General features: G+C 61.8%; 17 protein-coding genes. 9 read left to right on the top strand and 8 right to left on the bottom strand.

What is annotated here, in order from left to right; all coding sequences use genetic code 11:
* Positions 1 to 9: 9 nt before the first annotated feature.
* Both RHSP_RS02360 and RHSP_RS02355 read right to left on the bottom strand, forming a co-directional pair.
* Entirely contained in the window at positions 10 to 1,650 is a 1,641-nt protein-coding gene (locus RHSP_RS02360) for a SulP family inorganic anion transporter (protein WP_004108173.1), read from the bottom strand.
* Between the two features lie 90 nt (positions 1,651 to 1,740).
* Positions 1,741 to 2,622, bottom strand: a complete 882-nt coding sequence (locus RHSP_RS02355; protein WP_037149238.1) for a LysR family transcriptional regulator — start codon at positions 2,620 to 2,622, stop codon at positions 1,741 to 1,743.
* 91 nt (positions 2,623 to 2,713) lie between these two features.
* On the opposite strand from RHSP_RS02355, the gene RHSP_RS02350 reads away from it, so the two are divergent.
* From RHSP_RS02350 to RHSP_RS02340, 3 genes are all read left to right on the top strand, one after another.
* Positions 2,714 to 3,688, top strand: coding sequence for a quinone oxidoreductase family protein (locus tag RHSP_RS02350; RefSeq protein ID WP_037149146.1), 975 nt, complete (start codon positions 2,714 to 2,716; stop codon positions 3,686 to 3,688).
* A 264-nt stretch (positions 3,689 to 3,952) separates the two neighbouring features.
* Entirely contained in the window at positions 3,953 to 5,134 is a 1,182-nt protein-coding gene (locus RHSP_RS02345) for an MFS transporter (RefSeq protein ID WP_004108166.1), read from the top strand.
* A 95-nt stretch (positions 5,135 to 5,229) separates the two neighbouring features.
* Complete coding sequence (locus RHSP_RS02340; protein WP_004108163.1) at positions 5,230 to 6,291, top strand: M14 family metallopeptidase; 1,062 nt, start codon at positions 5,230 to 5,232, stop codon at positions 6,289 to 6,291.
* A 5-nt stretch (positions 6,292 to 6,296) separates the two neighbouring features.
* On the opposite strand, the gene RHSP_RS34470 is transcribed toward RHSP_RS02340, so the two are convergent.
* Both RHSP_RS34470 and RHSP_RS02335 read right to left on the bottom strand, forming a co-directional pair.
* Entirely contained in the window at positions 6,297 to 6,458 is a 162-nt protein-coding gene (locus tag RHSP_RS34470; RefSeq protein WP_167332640.1) for a hypothetical protein, read from the bottom strand.
* Positions 6,459 to 6,580: 122 nt separating this feature from the next.
* The gene (locus RHSP_RS02335) at positions 6,581 to 7,102 is read right to left on the bottom strand and encodes a MarR family winged helix-turn-helix transcriptional regulator (RefSeq protein ID WP_037149144.1); all 522 of its coding nucleotides are present in this window, start codon (positions 7,100 to 7,102) and stop codon (positions 6,581 to 6,583) included.
* Positions 7,103 to 7,256: 154 nt separating this feature from the next.
* Here RHSP_RS02335 and RHSP_RS02330 point away from each other — a divergent pair, with 154 nt between their 5' ends.
* The 5 genes from RHSP_RS02330 to RHSP_RS02310 all read left to right on the top strand — a co-directional run bounded on the left by RHSP_RS02330 (position 7,257) and on the right by RHSP_RS02310 (position 10,159).
* On the top strand, positions 7,257 to 7,607 hold the full coding sequence (locus RHSP_RS02330) for an ArsC family reductase (RefSeq protein WP_004108158.1): 351 nt from the start codon (positions 7,257 to 7,259) through the stop codon (positions 7,605 to 7,607).
* A 49-nt stretch (positions 7,608 to 7,656) separates the two neighbouring features.
* Positions 7,657 to 8,082 (top strand): putative toxin-antitoxin system toxin component, PIN family, encoded by a 426-nt coding sequence (locus tag RHSP_RS02325; protein ID WP_037149140.1) that lies wholly within the window; start codon positions 7,657 to 7,659, stop codon positions 8,080 to 8,082.
* A 1-nt stretch (position 8,083) separates the two neighbouring features.
* Complete coding sequence (locus RHSP_RS02320; protein ID WP_004108155.1) at positions 8,084 to 8,311, top strand: toxin-antitoxin system HicB family antitoxin; 228 nt, start codon at positions 8,084 to 8,086, stop codon at positions 8,309 to 8,311.
* A 27-nt stretch (positions 8,312 to 8,338) separates the two neighbouring features.
* On the top strand, positions 8,339 to 8,812 hold the full coding sequence (gene ybaK, locus RHSP_RS02315) for a Cys-tRNA(Pro) deacylase (RefSeq protein ID WP_004108153.1): 474 nt from the start codon (positions 8,339 to 8,341) through the stop codon (positions 8,810 to 8,812).
* A 93-nt stretch (positions 8,813 to 8,905) separates the two neighbouring features.
* Positions 8,906 to 10,159, top strand: a complete 1,254-nt coding sequence (locus tag RHSP_RS02310; RefSeq protein ID WP_004108150.1) for an aminopeptidase — start codon at positions 8,906 to 8,908, stop codon at positions 10,157 to 10,159.
* Between the two features lie 61 nt (positions 10,160 to 10,220).
* Here RHSP_RS02310 and RHSP_RS02305 read toward each other — a convergent pair whose 3' ends face one another.
* The 3 genes from RHSP_RS02305 to xseA all read right to left on the bottom strand — a co-directional run bounded on the left by RHSP_RS02305 (position 10,221) and on the right by xseA (position 13,069).
* A complete protein-coding gene (locus RHSP_RS02305; protein WP_004108148.1) occupies positions 10,221 to 10,643 on the bottom strand; it encodes a VOC family protein in 423 nt (140 codons plus the stop codon).
* 216 nt (positions 10,644 to 10,859) lie between these two features.
* Positions 10,860 to 11,453: an NAD(P)H-dependent oxidoreductase gene (locus tag RHSP_RS02300; protein WP_004108146.1), complete on the bottom strand. Its 594-nt coding sequence runs from the start codon at positions 11,451 to 11,453 to the stop codon at positions 10,860 to 10,862.
* Positions 11,453 to 13,069: an exodeoxyribonuclease VII large subunit gene (gene xseA, locus RHSP_RS02295; protein WP_004108144.1), complete on the bottom strand. Its 1,617-nt coding sequence runs from the start codon at positions 13,067 to 13,069 to the stop codon at positions 11,453 to 11,455. The genes RHSP_RS02300 and xseA overlap by 1 nt, the downstream gene beginning before the upstream one ends.
* A gap of 238 nt (positions 13,070 to 13,307) precedes the next feature.
* Here xseA and RHSP_RS02290 point away from each other — a divergent pair, with 238 nt between their 5' ends.
* The gene (locus tag RHSP_RS02290; protein ID WP_004108141.1) at positions 13,308 to 13,538 is read left to right on the top strand and encodes a hypothetical protein; all 231 of its coding nucleotides are present in this window, start codon (positions 13,308 to 13,310) and stop codon (positions 13,536 to 13,538) included.
* 103 nt (positions 13,539 to 13,641) lie between these two features.
* Here the strand turns inward: RHSP_RS02290 and RHSP_RS02285 are convergent, their stop codons facing one another.
* Entirely contained in the window at positions 13,642 to 15,465 is a 1,824-nt protein-coding gene (locus RHSP_RS02285) for a hypothetical protein (protein WP_004108139.1), read from the bottom strand.
* Positions 15,466 to 15,670: the final 205 nt, after the last annotated feature.

Genomic DNA, 15,670 nt, shown 5'->3' with positions numbered 1-15,670 from the left:
ACCCCACGCTCAAGCCTTCGGCTGATTGCCATCTGCCATCACCGCCGTCACGGCGTCATCAACGCTGAAGCTGCAGCGGTTGCCGACGTCCGGAACGCCAGCGAGGACCATGAGATCGCGCACGCGGTCATGCGCGCGGGCGAACTGGACGCGCAGACCGGTGCGCTGCATGGCTTTGTCGAATTCCATCAGTGCGTCCATGGCCGTGCTGTCGATATCGGAACTCTCTTCCAGGCTGAGAATGATAGCCCGCAAGCCTGCCTCGCGTCGGCTGCCCGACATTATCGCGCCGAAGATCGTATCGGCATTGCCGAAAAACAGGGTTTCGCCTGGGCGCCAGATGACAATGCCCGGCATTTCGGACGCATCGCCATGGCGACTGACATCAACAAAATTGTGGCTGCCGCCAAGCCGCCCAAGACGGGCGACATAGGGCGATGCCAGGCGATGCATCATGGCGGCCAGCGAGAGCGCGATCGCCAGCAGCATGCCGTTGAGCACGCCGAACGCCAGCACGCCAACAGCGGCGCCCAGCGCCACGTAGAAATCGCGATGCAGGCGGCGCAGGCGCAGGATAGGGCTCGGATCGAGTGCATGGGTCAGGGCGGCGATCACTACCGCGGCCAGCACCGGCTCCGGCAGAAGCGCCACCAGCGGCCCGGCGCAGGCAATCAGGATAGCAAGACCGATAGCGGCGAAAACGGTGGTTGCCCGCGTCTTCGCACCGGCCGCCTCGCTGGCGAATCCGGCGGAAAAGCCCGCGCCGACCGGCATGCCCTGGACAAGGGCGCTCGCGATATTCGCCGCGCCGAGCGCACCGAGTTCGCGATTGACCTCCAGCGTCTCGCCGTAGCGCAACGCCAAGGCCCGCATCGTGCCCCAGGATTCGGCAAAGAGGATAAGCACGAGCGGCACGGTAAACTGCGCCAACCGTGAATAGGCCGTCCAGTCGGCATCCGGCAGCGACGGCCATTGCGGCAGGATCTCGATGGTGCCGACCAGCTTGACGCCGTGCGCCTCAAGGCCGAACAGGTAGGAAGCGAGGATGCCCGCGACCAGCACGAGGAAGGCACCGGGAATGCCCGGCATACGTTTGAGCAGCAACAATGCCGCCAGCGCCGCGATGCCGACGGCGACGCTGATCGGATTCCATTGCAGGACAGCGCCGAACAGGGCGGCCGCGTAGGTCAGAATGTTGGAGCCCTGCACCGGCACGCCGACCAGGATCGGCAGCTGATGCAGAATGATGGTAATCGCCAGCCCCAGCGCGAAACCGCGCAGCACGGGCCGCGAGATGAAGCCGGTGATGCCGCCGAGGCGCAGCGCACCGGCAACAACGAAAAGAATGCCGGCCAGCGCCACCGCGACCGTCGCCAGCCCGGCCTTGATCGTGGCATCGCCCGGCACCACTGCCAATGTTGCGGCGAGAATAGCGGCGGATGAGGATGTCGGTGAGATGATGGCGAAGCGGCTGCGGCCGAATATGGCATAGATGAGACAACCGGCAATGCCCGCGAGAATGGCCCGATGCGGCGGCAGCCCGGCAATGCCTGCGTAAGCCACCGCTTCCGGCAGCATCAGCCCGGCAACCGATATGCCGGCAACCAGATCTGCCTTGTCCACCACGACCCAACTGCCCAGTTTCGTCATCGATCACCGACCGTAAGTATGGCCCATCCACCTATGGATAGAGATTCGCCGTCACGCTGCAACAAGAAAATAAGCCCTGAAAACCGCACCTTAGGAAGCTGCATCGGCAACGTCGCGCAAGGGGCAGCTTCGACCGATGATGTCGGTGACAAAATCCATCACTGCGCGGATGGCTGGCGAGCGCCGGAGATCCGGATAGGTGACGAGCCAGAGATCACGCGTGGGCGATGGGATCGCCACCGGCAGGCGCACCAACCCCGCCTCGCCATCACCCAGAAAGGCCGGAAGCGCCACGACGCCGAGCCCGGCGCGAGCAGCCTCGAGCTGACCGAAGACATCGGTGGCGCGAAAGACGATTGGGCGGCCTTCCAGCAGACTGCGCAGCCAGGTCTGCTGCGTCAGATATTCCAGCCCGATATCGTAACCGATGAAGGCCCAATCCTTCTCCGGCATCTGCGCGACCGCCGGAATGGCGTAAAGGCCGAAGCGCATGACGCCGATGCGCCGCACCAATAGATCGCTCTCCTCCGGCCGCGTCATGCGCACGGCGATATCCGCCTCGCCCTGATTGAGCGCGGCGCGGCGGGTGACGCCTGCTATCGTGAGGGTGATATCCGGGTGCTTGCTGCGGAACAGTGCCGCTTTCGGAGCGAGAAGATGGGCGGCGACCGACGGCGGCGCACTGATCTTGACGGCAGCGGAAAGGCCGGCGACAGCGCTCTTCGAGTAGCGTCTGATCGCCTCGACATTTTCCTCCATGCCGGCCACCAGCTCGGCGATGGCGCGGCCGTCGGCCGTCAAAGGCGAAGTCCGCGGCCGTCGGTCTATGAGGCGCAAATCCAGCGACCGCTCCAGTGAAGCAATGCGCCGGCCGACCGTTGCGTGGTCGACGCCGAGCTCCCGGGCTGCCGCCGAGAGCGAGCCCGCTCGCGCCAGGGCGGCAAAATGAAGAAGATCCTGCCAATCGATCATCAGTGCATTATTGCACAGATATGGTGAGTTCATACCGAATTTATTCAAGTCGGGGTTTATGGTCAAAGATCTCCCGAAAGGAGACTTCTGCATGCCCCTAGCGATTGCCATTACCGGCCCCGGCGGACCCGAGGCCATGAAAGCCGTCGATCTCCCCGCCACCGAACCAGGCCCCGGCCAAGCCCGGATCCGCCAAAGCATCTCTGGCGTCAATTTCGTCGACATCTATTTTCGTTCCGGCCTCTACCCGCTGCCGCCGGGTCAGAGCGTCCTCGGCTTCGAGGGTGCCGGCGTCGTCGAGGCGCTCGGCTCCGACGTTAGCGAGCTGGAGGTCGGCGACCGTGTCGCCTATGTCGGCCATCCGCTCGGCAGCTATGCCGAGGTGCGCACGCTGTCTGCCAGCCGGCTGGTGAAACTGCCCGACGGCGTCAGCGAGCGGGTCGCCGGCAGCACGATGCTGCGCGGGCTTACCGCCCATATGGTGCTGCAAAAGGTCTATCCGCTGAAATCGGGTGAATGGGTTCTGGTACATGCGGCAGCCGGCGGTGTCGGCCAGCTCGTCACGCGCCTTGCCAAACGCCTCGGCGCCAACGTCATCGCCACGGTCGGCTCCGAAACCAAGGCCGGCTTCGCCTACGAGGCCGGCGCGGACGTGGTTCTGCTGCACACGTCGGACGACTGGGTAGAGGAAACCCGCCGCGTCGCCGATGGTCGCGGCGTGCATCTGGCCGTCGACGGGATCGGCGGAACGATGCTGTCGCGGACGCTCGCCACCGTACGCCCCTTCGGCATGGTCGCGAGCCTCGGCCAGGCGGCCGGTCCTATACCCCCGGTCGAAATCGGGGAATTGACCGCACCCCGCGCTATCGGCCTGTCGCGCCCAAGCGTGTTGACCTATGCAAACGATCCGGAGCTATACCGCCGGGGCACCGCGGCCCTGATGGAGCACCTGCAGGCCGGGTTGATCAATCCGATCGGCGCCGAATATGAGCTGAAGGATGCAGCGCGGGCTCATGCGGATCTCGAAGCCGGTCGCACGACGGCCAGCGTCGTCTTGACGATGTAGAGTTCATGCGGGCGGGGGCTGCCCATTGGCCCCGCCCGCATCACAGATTTTTTGGGGCTCGACGCACATTATCGGCATGCCGTCAACGGATTTTGCTGCAAGGCAGCAATTCGTTGACCTCAGCTGCATTTGCCTGATACGCGTTGTTCATGGCGACGCGCGGCCATTCGGTTATCGCCGCCATATCTACGCGATACGAAATCTCGACCTTTCGTGGCAAACAGTTTGGGCATCGCTCCTGCCGGTGCCTGCAGGCGATATCCCGTGAACACAGCCTCCCAGACCATCAGGTTCAACTCGACCCTGGCTCTCGTTTCCATCGTTGCACTGACATTCTTCGGCTACATAGCCATCGGCCTTCCGCTCGCCGTGCTGCCGACCTATGTCGACAGCGGCCTCGGCTTCGGCGTCATCTGGGCAGGCATCGCCGTCAGCACGCAATACGTGGCAACCATCATCAGCCGCGCCCATGTGGGCCGCCTCTGCGATCAATACGGGCCGCGCCGCTCGGTGCTTCTCGGCTTCCTCGCCTACGGGCTTTCGGGCATGCTGACGATCGCCTCCACCTTTACGGTTCACGTCCCGACGGCAAGCCTAGCTTTCCTCCTTGCAGGGCGACTGGCGCTTGGGATCGGCGAAAGCTGGGTCAGTACCGCGGCGATCACCTGGGCGATCGGCCTGATGGGATCGCGCGAGACCGTTCGCATCATCTCCTGGAACGGCATCGCCACTTACGGCGGCATCGCGCTGGCCGCTCCCTTCGGCGCCTGGCTGCAGGGGCAATATGGCTTCGCTTCCATAGGTGTGGTCACGATCCTCCTCGCCATCGCCGGGCTGATGCTGGCGCAAACCCGGCCGCCCGTGCCAGGCGTGAAGGAAAAGGGTATCGGCACTGGCCAGGTGCTAAGCCGCGTCGCGCCTTTCGGCGTAGCGCTAGCCCTCGCCTCCAGCGGTTTCGGCGTGGTCATGGCCTTTGTCGCCCTGTTCTTCCATAGCCGCGGCTGGGAGGGCGCTTCCTTCGCGCTCAGCGTCTTCGGTCTCGCCTTCATGGGCGTTCGCCTTGGCCTTGCGCAAGCCGTTGCCCGGTTCGGCGGTCTGCCGCTGGTGCGCATTTCACTCGTCGTCGAGGTGATCGGCCTAGCATTGTTGGCACTTGCGCCCTCGCCGACAGTCGCCATCATCGGCGCAGCCCTTGCCGGCGCCGGTTTCGCACCGGTGTTCCCGGCGCTTGGCAATGAGGCGATGGTGCGCATCCCGCCGCAGAACCGCGGCGTCGCACTTGGGCTCTATTCGATCTTTCTCGACGTCTCGCTCGGCGCAACCGGTCCTATCGCCGGCATCGCCGCCGATCATCTCGGCTATGCCGCCCCCTTCTCGCTCGGCGTCGGCGCCGTGCTGCTCAGCCTTCTCCTAAGCCTCGGTCTGCGAAGACATCGCGGCCCCTGACCGGCTGCTCCATGCGGTCAAACGGCTGCAATTGTTGCGGAAGACAGCGATGGCTTGATATGGGTCTCCGATCATCATCATGAGGAGGCCCTTACGTGGATATCACCGAAATCGTCATCGAGGGCGATACTCCAGGCATTGCGTGGCGGCTGCCGGTTCTGCATTTCGCCGGCAAGGATGCCAGTGCGCCGAAGATCTACATCCAGGCTGCACTTCATGCCGGCGAGCTGCCGGGGACGGCGCTCGTCCACTTCCTCTGCGAGAGACTGCGGCAGGCGGAGACCGAAGGCGCCATCCTGAGCGATATCGTCGTGGTGCCGCATGCCAATCCGATCGGGGCGGCGCAATCGCATTTCGGCGAGATGCAAGGCCGCTTCGATCTGGGATCGCGCACCAATTTCAACCGCGATTTTCCGCTGATTTCGCTCCGCGACCGCTCTCTCCTGACCGAAAATCTCGAGCGCTATTCCGCCGTCGACCGGCTGAAGCGTCAGCTGATCCATATGGCGCTCGGTGCCGATCTGGTCATCGATCTCCATTGCGACGACGAATCCCTGCAATATGCCTATATCGACGAGGCCTTCTGGCCTGAGGCCTCCGATCTTGCGGCCGCCTTGAAAATGGATGCCGTGCTGCTTTCGGATGGAGAAAGCTCGGCTTTCGAGGAAGCCGTGAGCTTCGCCTGGAAATACGAAGTGCCAGGCGAGAAGAAGGTAAAGTTGCCGGGCAAGCTGTCGGTGACGGTCGAATTGCGCGGCACGCGCGACGTCTATGCCGAGATGGCGAAGCAAGACGCGGAGGGGCTTTGGCGGTTTCTCGCGGCGCGCGGCGCCGTGCGCGGCGACAGCGTTCATCTCCCAGCTTTTGCCGGGCCGGCAGTTCCACTCGACAACGTCGAGATAATCCGCGCTCCCCAGGCCGGCGCGGTGCTTTTCCATCGCAATATCGGCGAACGCGTTGCACAAGGCGATATGCTAGCGACGATCATCACCGCACCCGGCATGCCGGATGGAACCATCGAGGTCCGTGCGCCGCAGGCCGGCCTCATCGTGACCCGCGTTTCGGACCGGCTCGTGCGCAGGCGCGGCGATCTGATGAAGATCGGCTCCGACAAGCCAAGCTCTGTCGCCCGTAAGCCCGGCACGCTGGAAGACTGACGTGGTTAGCGGCGGTCGATCACCTTGCAGCGCAAGGTAAAGGCGATCGCCGCCGCTTCCCGAAGAAGAGTGCCGAGGCGGCGGGTATGATCCAGTGCGCCGACAAATGCGGCGCGCACCCCGCCCGGTAGCCGGGCAAGAATCCAACGATTTTCCACTAAGGTCATGCCTCCGATCGAAGCGATGCAGGCGGTGTTCAGACCATCAAGAGGCGCAAGTTATGCGCCTTAAAATACATGTATGCATAATGCACATATATTCAAAGCCTGTCAAGGCTGCCCCTTTGAGGTTAGGACATGAAGGCGATGGGGCAGCGATCCTGATCGCAGACACCCTGATCGCAAACGCGGCAGACCACATCCTGATCGTCGCCGAGGTCGACCAAAGCCGGCAGCAACTTCTCCACCAGACGGCCGAGTTGCTCGGTCTCTTCCGGTTTCAGCACTTTGAAGGCTCGGTCGATGACGGCACGGCGAGCGGCAAGGCTCTTGCCAAACAGTGTCCGCCCGGCCTCGGTCAGCTGCAGCGAGCGGGCGCGCTTGTCCCCCTCGACGCCGCCGGCGCGCAGCACGAGATCGGACGCCGCCAGCTGATCGACGAGGCGTACGGTGGCCGAATGGGAGAGCGAGATCATTCGGCGCAAGGTCTCTATCGTCAACCCAGGCTCGGTGCCAATCTGAACGATCGCCGCAATCGCACTCGGGCCAAGGCCGGTTTCATCAACAAAGGCCTTCTCCATCTTGTCGACCAGAGCAAGGCTCATGGCGCCAAAAAGGTTCTCCAGCCGCAATATTTCCTGGTCTCTCGCCATGCTCCAACCCGCGCGATAAATATGCACGCCGCATATTTACAGGGTTATTGGCGGCAACTGCAACGGATGAGAGAACCGCTTCGCCGTCTGGCCGCCTTTTACCCGGCTTTACTCGCATGCTATGCGCTATCGAACAGCAAGAGACGGATTCGCCATGACGATCACCATTTACGGCATCAAGAACTGCGACACGATGAAGAAGGCCCGGACCTGGCTCGAGGACCACGGCATCGCCTATGATTTCCACGATTACAAGGCGGTTGGCATCGACCGGGATCATCTGGAGCGCTGGACCCAGGAAGCCGGTTGGGAAGTCGTGCTCAACCGCGCCGGCACGACTTTCAAGGCCCTGCCGGAAGCGGATCGCACCGACCTTTCGAAGGACAAGGCCATTCAGCTGATGCTGTCGCAGCCTTCGATGATCAAGCGTCCGGTCCTGGAGGCAGGCGACAAGTTGCTCATTGGTTTCAAGCCCGATATTTATACGAGCTTCTTCGAGGCTTAATCGGCCGCCACATCTTTGAAAGTGACAGCATATATGCTATCATTTTCTCATGAAGGTTGTCATTGACGCGAACGTTTTCGTTTCTGCGATCATGAACGCCGATGGGGCGCCACGACGGGTCATCCGCCTTTGTCTAGAAGAGCGCCTAGTTCCATTGATCAGCAACGCCTTGTTTGCCGAATACGAGGATGTTTGCGGAAGAGATGCCCTTTTCGATAATCGATTCATCTCAAAAGAAGAGCGCACCGCGCTCCTCGATGCGTTTCTTTCAAGCTGCCTGTGGATTCCCATATATTACTTGTGGCGCCCAAACTTGCGCGACGAAGGAGACAATCATTTGATCGAACTCGCGGTCGGTGGCGGCGCTTCGGCGCTGATAACGGCAAACAAGAAAGATTTCGCCCAAGCTGAATTGCTATTTCGGCAACTGGAAATTCATGCAGCAGGTGAGTTCCTTATTCGGAGGAAGCTTTGACATGAGCACGCTGACAATTCGCCTTCCAAACGATCAGCACGAACGGCTGAAGGCTCTTGCCGCCGCTCGCGGGACAAGTCTCAACAAGCTTTTCGAAGAACTGACCACAAAAGCACTTACCGAGTTCGACGCCGAGACAAGGTTTCGGCTCAGGGCGGCCAGGGGCGACAAAGATCGTGCTCTGGACATTCTCGAAAAGCTCGATCGCGTTCATTCCCAACGCGGATAAAGCCGCACGCCTGGAAATATTGCTCCCATGTCAAAGACTACCCGCGCGACGCAAGTGCTGAGCCAGGCGAAAGTTGCCTTCACCGTGCATGCCTATGACTACGACCCGAATGCGGAACGCGTCGGCCTGCAGGCGGCGGAGGCGCTCGGCGAAGAGCCGCATCGCGTCCTGAAGACGCTGATGGCCGAGGTGGATGGCAAGCCGGTCTGCGCTGTCGTGCCCTCCGACCACGAAGTCAGCATGAAGAAGCTCGCCGCGGCCTTCGGCGGCAAATCCGCCAGCATGATGAAGCCTGCCGATGCCGAGCGCCTGACGGGCTATCATGTCGGCGGCATCAGCCCCTTCGGCCAGAAGAAGCTCGTGCCGACTGCGATCGAGGCTCAGGCGATGACCGAGACCTATGTCTATATCAATGGCGGCCAGCGCGGGCTGCAGGTGAAGCTCAGCCCGCAGGACGCCTTGACCGCTCTCCGGGCCAAAGCGGCGCCGCTGATCGCCTGACGATCTTCAGGATCGGACAAAGCGTCTTCAATTTCGCCGCAAACCGGTCTAAGTCTTCAGACCATCTTCGATATCAGCCAAGCAGGTTTTGCCATGACATCAGCCTCCCCCAACCATCATCCCGTCGATCACGCCAAGCTGGAAAAGCTCGCGGAAGTGGCCGTAAAGGTTGGGTTGCAGCTGCAGGCAGGTCAGGATCTGCTGATGACGGCGCCGGTTGCCGCGATGCCGCTGGTGCGGCTGATCACGCGCGAAGCCTACAAGGCCGGCGCCGGGCTCGTCTCCACCTTCTATTCCGACGAAGAGACCACGCTCGCCCGCTACGAATACGGCCATGATGCCAGCTTCGACCGCGCCGCAAACTGGCTCTATGAGGGCATGGCGAAGGCCTTCTCCAGCAACACGGCGCGGCTCGCGATTTCCGGCGACAATCCGATGCTGCTGTCCAGCCAGGACCCGAACAAGGTGGCGCGCGCCAATCGCGCCAACTCGGCCGCCTACAAGCCGGCTCTGGAAAAGATCTCGAATTTCGACACCAACTGGAACATCGTCTCCTATCCGAACCCGTCATGGGCGAAGCTGGTCTTCCCGAACGATCCGGAAGCGATCGCGGTCGCCAAGCTGGCAAAGGCAATCTTCTCGGCTTCGCGCGTCGATGTCGAAGACCCGATCGCGGCATGGGCGGAACACAACGCCAATCTGCACCAGCGCTCGGCCTGGATGAACGGCAAGCGCTTCGCCGCCCTGCATTTCCAGGGACCGGGCACCAACCTGACGGTCGGGCTTGCGGACGGCCATGAATGGCATGGCGGCTCTTCCACCGCCAAAAACGGCATCACCTGCAACCCGAATATCCCGACGGAAGAGGTCTTCACCACGCCGCATGCGCTACGCGTCGAAGGCCATGTTTCCTCCACGAAGCCGCTCTCGCATCAGGGCACGCTGATCGACAATATCCAGGTGCGCTTCGAGGATGGCCGCATCGTCGAGGCCAAGGCGACGCGTGGCGAGGAAGTGCTGAACAAGGTGCTCGACACCGATGAGGGCGCGCGCCGGCTCGGCGAAGTGGCGCTGGTGCCGCATTCCTCGCCGATTTCGGCGAGCGGCATCCTGTTCTACAACACGCTATTCGACGAAAATGCCTCCTGCCACATCGCGCTCGGCCAATGCTATTCCAAGTGCTTCATCGACGGAGCGTCGCTTAGCCAGGAGCAGATCAAAGCGCAGGGCGGCAATTCCAGCCTGATTCACATCGACTGGATGATCGGCTCCGACAAGGTCGACATCGACGGCATCAATGCCGATGGCTCGCGCGTGCCGGTCATGCGCAAGGGCGAATGGGCCTAAGCCGTAACTGGTGGCAATCTCGGAGAAGGGAAAGCGGGCTATGAGCCCGCTTTTTTTGCTTTTAGATGCCGAACGTCACCAGGCCGTTTTCATCGATCGGCCAGAAGGGATTCCAGGCGATTTCCCAGGCATGATCGTCGGGATCGGCGACATAGCCGCGGAAACCGCCATGCGGAGGCGCATCAACCTTGCGAAGCACGCTCCCGCCCGCCAGCACCAGCTGATCCATGACGGTGTCGACATCCTCACGCGTCGCAACATTATGCGCCAACGAAAAGGCGCCGGGCGTTTTCAGGCCTGATCGGCACATATCCTGCTCCAGCGACGGGAGCTTGAAGGTGCCGAGGACGAAGCCGTTCATCTGGTAGAAGACGATCTCCTCATTCTCGAAGACAGGCGTCCAGCCGAACCCTTCCACATAGAAGCGTTTGGACCGATCGAGATCGAGAACACCGATGGTGATAACGGAAATCTGCTGCTGCATAACCAAGTCCTTTCGTTCGCCCGCGGGATTGCGACACGTTGAAGGTCTTGGGCCGCTACCGAAGTAGTGGAAGGACCCGCACAAAGCGGGGGTTGGGCCAACCGCACCAACCTAACCTGTTTCAGACGATGCAAGCTTCTCAGATCTGGAAAGCGGAATCAAGATGGCCGCCATGACGCTCATCCACTGGGCATCACAATGGTGCGTCTCGAGTCCCTATCGGATATTGGCCAGCACATTCCTGATGCGGGCAAGATGCGCCTTGCGCCCGGCATCGGTAACGCGGTCCATGTCATGGAGCGCCAGCATACGGAAATTCAACCGCTTGGCGCAGAAGGCGGCGATGCCGCGCTTCAGGAGGCGCCGCACCGGATTGCCCATGTAGAGATGCACGATCCACCAGGGCGAACCGGTGGTCGTCAGAGCCCAGAACAGGCGGATATTGGTGAGCTTGGGCACGATGCGACCGCCGGCCGGATCATGGGTGAAGGCAACGCCCGGCGCAAAGGCGCGATCGAAGAAGCCCTTGAGGATGGCGGGAAAATTGAACCACCACTGCGGAAAGACCAGGATCAACCCTTCGGCCGCGCGTAACCGCGCGACGATATCGTCGACGCCTGACGTATCATAGGGATGATTGAAATAGCCGCCTCGCTCGGCCTGCGACAGGCGAGGATCGAAGCCCTCGCGATAGAGATCAAGCAGATCGACCTCGTGGCCGCCGGCGGCAAGCGTGTCCTGGGCAGCCTTTGCCATAGCCGCAGCGAAGCTATCTTCCAAAGGATGGGCCAGGACCAGCAGAATGCGCATCAGAAAAGGCTTCCCTGTTTGGGCGGAGCGGCGGGCTCTACCGGCTTGGCAGCGCGCCTCTTCGAAGGCGATGCGCCTGATGACGGCGTGGACGAAGACGGCGGAGTGGCATCGTCGCCCGTGACAGCACCGATGCGACCGTCAGCAAATTCGATCGAGATGGCAGTGCCCGTCGAAAGTGCTGCTGCCAGCGAAACCGGGCGGTCGTTCTCGTCACGTACGACGGCATAACCGCGCTTCAGCACGTTCTTGTAGGAGAGCGACTGCAGGATACGCTCCTGCGCCGTAAGCTCGCTACGCGCTCGGGTCAGCTGATGGCGGATGGCCGTATCGGCGTGACGGACGAGATTGCCGAGACGATCGCGCGCGCGGCCGGTCTGTGCTTCGAGGCGCGAGGGCAGCGTGGCGAAGACGGCATCGGCACGTTCGATGCGGGCACGCGAACGGTCGAGCATGCGCTCGATGGTGCGCTCGGCACGGATCATCCGCTCATTGAGCTGCTGGCGGCGCTCGGCGATCCGGTTCGACAGGATATCCGGCCGCAGCTGCGAGGCGGTGCGCTCGAAGGAGCGGCGCTTGTTCAGCGTGTTCAACTCAAGTCCGCGGCCAAGACCGGCGGCCGCCTCATCGAAACGACGGCGCGGCAAAGCAAGGATCTGATCGAGCGAAGGCAGGGCCCGCAGCAACGCGCGCACCGCCTGCCGCCGCTGATCCATCTGTCTGCCCACTCCGCCCTGCAAGCGAGCGGCAAGGCTTGCAAGCTGTGCCTCAAGCTCCGCTTTGACGGGCACGGCCATTTCAGCGGCGCCCGTCGGCGTCGGAGCTCGCACATCGGCGGCATAGTCGATCAAGGTCCAGTCGGTCTCATGGCCGACGGCAGAGATCAGCGGGATCTCGCTCGCGGCAGCAGCACGGACGACAGCCTCGTCGTTGAAACTCCAGAGGTCCTCGAGGCTGCCGCCGCCGCGGGCGACGATCAGCACGTCCGGACGCGGGATCGGGCCGCCGGGCGCGAATTCGTTGAAGCCGCGGATGGCGTTGGCCACCTCGTCGCCGGAGCCCTCCCCCTGCACCTTGACCGGCCAGACCAGCACATGCACAGGGAAGCGATCGGAGATGCGGTGCAGGATATCGCGGATAACGGCACCGGTCGGCGAGGTAACCACGCCGATCACCTTTGGCATGAAAGGGAGCCTGCGCTTGCGCTCGGCATCGAACAGGCCTTCGGCACCGAGCTTGCGCTTGCGCTCCTCCAGGAGTGCCATCAAGGCGCCCGCGCCGGCCGGCTCCAGGCTCTCGATGACGATCTGGTATTTTGACGAGCCGGGAAAGGTCGTCACCTTGCCGGTCGCGATGACTTCCATCCCCTCTTCGGGGCGGAATTTAAGCTTGGAAAACGTGCCTTTCCAAATCACCGCATCGATGCGGGAGCGGTCGTCCTTCAGCGAGAAATAGGCATGGCCCGAGGAATGCGGCCCGCGATAGCCGGAGATTTCGCCGCGCACGCGCACCTGATCGAACGCATTCTCGACGGTGCGCTTGATCGATCCGGACAATTCCGAAACGGAATATTCCGTCAGGTTCGAAGGCGAATCATTCTCAAAAAAGCTGCTCATATCCTCCTTCTACCCGATGTCGCGGTAAATGCGGAGCCTGGTGCATACCCCTTAAGTCTGAATCGATCCAAGGAACGGATTGTGTGCATATTTAAGGTACTGCCACCTCGTTTGCATGTCCCATAAAGGGCGCGGAGCTTATCGTTTCATCAAGCGTTAACCCTACGGACAAAGCCTTTCTTAGCCATCCGCGCGTAAAACTGTGCAAACTGGTTCTTGGTAAAGAGGATATGGAGCGATGATATTCGCGACCGCCACGATCATCGGAATTGCCGCCGGCTTGCAGCGCTCGACGATCGGCGCGCTGCTCGGCGTGGCTCTGGTGAGCATCGCCTTCATGGCGGCGGTCGTCCTGTCCGCCGCTCCGCCATCGCTGACGACGCTGTTCATCGCGCTTGGCGGCTACAACCTCGGCTTCATCGGCTATCTCGTGACTGTCGATATGATGGAACACGGCCGCCGCGCCTAGAGCAAATCCAGGAAAAATGCGGAGCGGTTTTCCGTCCGGAATTGCGTGAAAACAAACAGATAGAGCGGCTCAAAGATTCCATGAAAAGCTGAACCGCTCCAGATTATTCCTGCGGCTTGAAACGGAAGAATTGAACTTCAGGCTTGGTCGATGCGGCAATGGGCTCCAGATAGGTGGGCACACGGCCGGCGCTGAGCTGGGCGTAGAATCCCTGCGGGCTCCGCTCGGACAGGAGCTCCACCTGGGGATCGCCCTTGCAGAAGGCGACCAGCGTCACATGCGAATCCCGCAGAAGCGTTTCCGCCTGCTGCGGCTGGGCAAGGCCGATATTCAATTCGGCCAGCATCCCGCCCGGGTCGCGATGATAAGGTCCGGAGAGGACCCGGTGCGGTGTGAAGCGCAGAATCGGCGCTCCCATGTTGGATGCAGCCGCCACGACGCCGGGCTCCAGGCCGGCGATCGGCGCCAGCGCCTCCTTCGATATGCAATCTGTCGTTTCCTCTGCCTTGGCAGGCGAGGCCATGGAGCGATTGGCGATAACCCCGCCGCCGACGGCCCATACCGCCGGTACAGAGACCAATGCCGTGACCACATAGAAGAAGGCCGCCTTGATATTCTTCGTGTCAGCTGCCGAAACCCGGCGCAGCTCGGCGATCAGAAGCGCCAGCGGCGGGATCGCCAACAAAGTGGCGAATTCCGCGCCGCGCACCTGCACGAGCGTGATGATCCAATTGACGGCAATCAAGGCCATAAGGACCGCATGGAGGCGGGTCCGATCACCCCGCAGCATACGAAACGAGCAGACGACCATCGCTATGAAGCTCGTCGCGTAGAATGCGCCAAGCATATCCGGCTGCGTGCGCGCGATCGAGAAGATCGACTGCGCCTCCGTCACTCTACTGAGCCAAAGATCGACCAGCATGGGGTCCAGATCGGCAAGCGGATTGCGCAGGCATTGCGGTGCGATCGCGACTGTCGTCGCGAAGACGAGCGCACCATTGGCGGCCAACACGAGCATACGCCAGGGTCGAGGCAAGTGGCTGGCAAAGACTGCAGACAGCAGCAATCCGACGCAGCCGGCACTGGTGATGGCGTAGAAGCCGAGCGAAAGATTGTCGCAGGTGACCATCGAATAGAAGCGCGGCGGCACCAGCGAAAAGAATGCGGCACTGACGGCAACCGCAAGCGTCAGGGCGAAGGCCTTTGCAGCCGGGGCGAACGGCGTGCCGTCCCAAGCCCATAGACAGGCGACGGCCACGCAAACGACAGCTACGAATGGCGTCGTTTCCGCGCCGATTCCGAGCTGGATGGCAAGCGCGACCGCGGCGATGGCGAAATTGCGGGGCTTGTGGCTTTCATCGACCAGCATGGCGACGGTCAAAGCCACAAGGCAGAGCTGGACGTTGTCATGATCGATGGATCCCGGCACGAAACGCGGCGAGAGCAATACGAAAAACGCCGTCAGGATCAGCGAGAAATGCATGCCTTCGACACCGGCCATGCGGCGACCTGCTAGGCCCATGAAAAACATCAGCGGCAGGATGAGCATGAGCGGCCAGACGGTCAGCGCCGCCGCCTCCGCGCCCTCTGGCGCGAAAAACATTCGGAAAAAGAGAATGAGGCTCGCAATCGGCAGATCAATAAAGCGCGACCAGTGCATCAGCGTCCCGCCATCGAGGCCGAGGCGGTATTGCATCATGTCGAACCAGCCCTGACCGGCGAGGAGGTCACGCACCTCCACAAGACGGAGAACGTCGTCATTGTCGGGGCCGACATAGTCTGTGACGTGGCGATGAAAGACAAGCTGCGCGACAATGATGACGGCAGTATAGATGAGTGCGACGAAGACGGGGAGCGACCGGCGCAATGGTGCCTTCTTCTCTGTCGTTCCGACTGCCTCGGACGACAGTGCCAGCGTCTGCGTCATACAGATAAACCCCGTATTTGAAAGATATTCGGGAGAACAAGGTAACGCCTGCCCATCAAAAAAAAGTAAAGCGCGCGTCGACGGCGGTATTCATCACGATAATGTTTTCTCAGGCGCGATTTCCGGCCATTTTTCCCTCGCAACCATAGGGTCTTATTAACAGCCGGCGCGATAAGCTCTCGTCCGGATCGTCCATCGGGCCTCC

The organism is Rhizobium freirei PRF 81 (assembly GCF_000359745.1).
In the GTDB taxonomy this organism is placed as follows: domain Bacteria; phylum Pseudomonadota; class Alphaproteobacteria; order Rhizobiales; family Rhizobiaceae; genus Rhizobium; species Rhizobium freirei.
The sequence above is the reverse complement of the archived record's forward strand: the minus strand, read 5'-3'. Positions and strand labels throughout refer to the sequence as shown.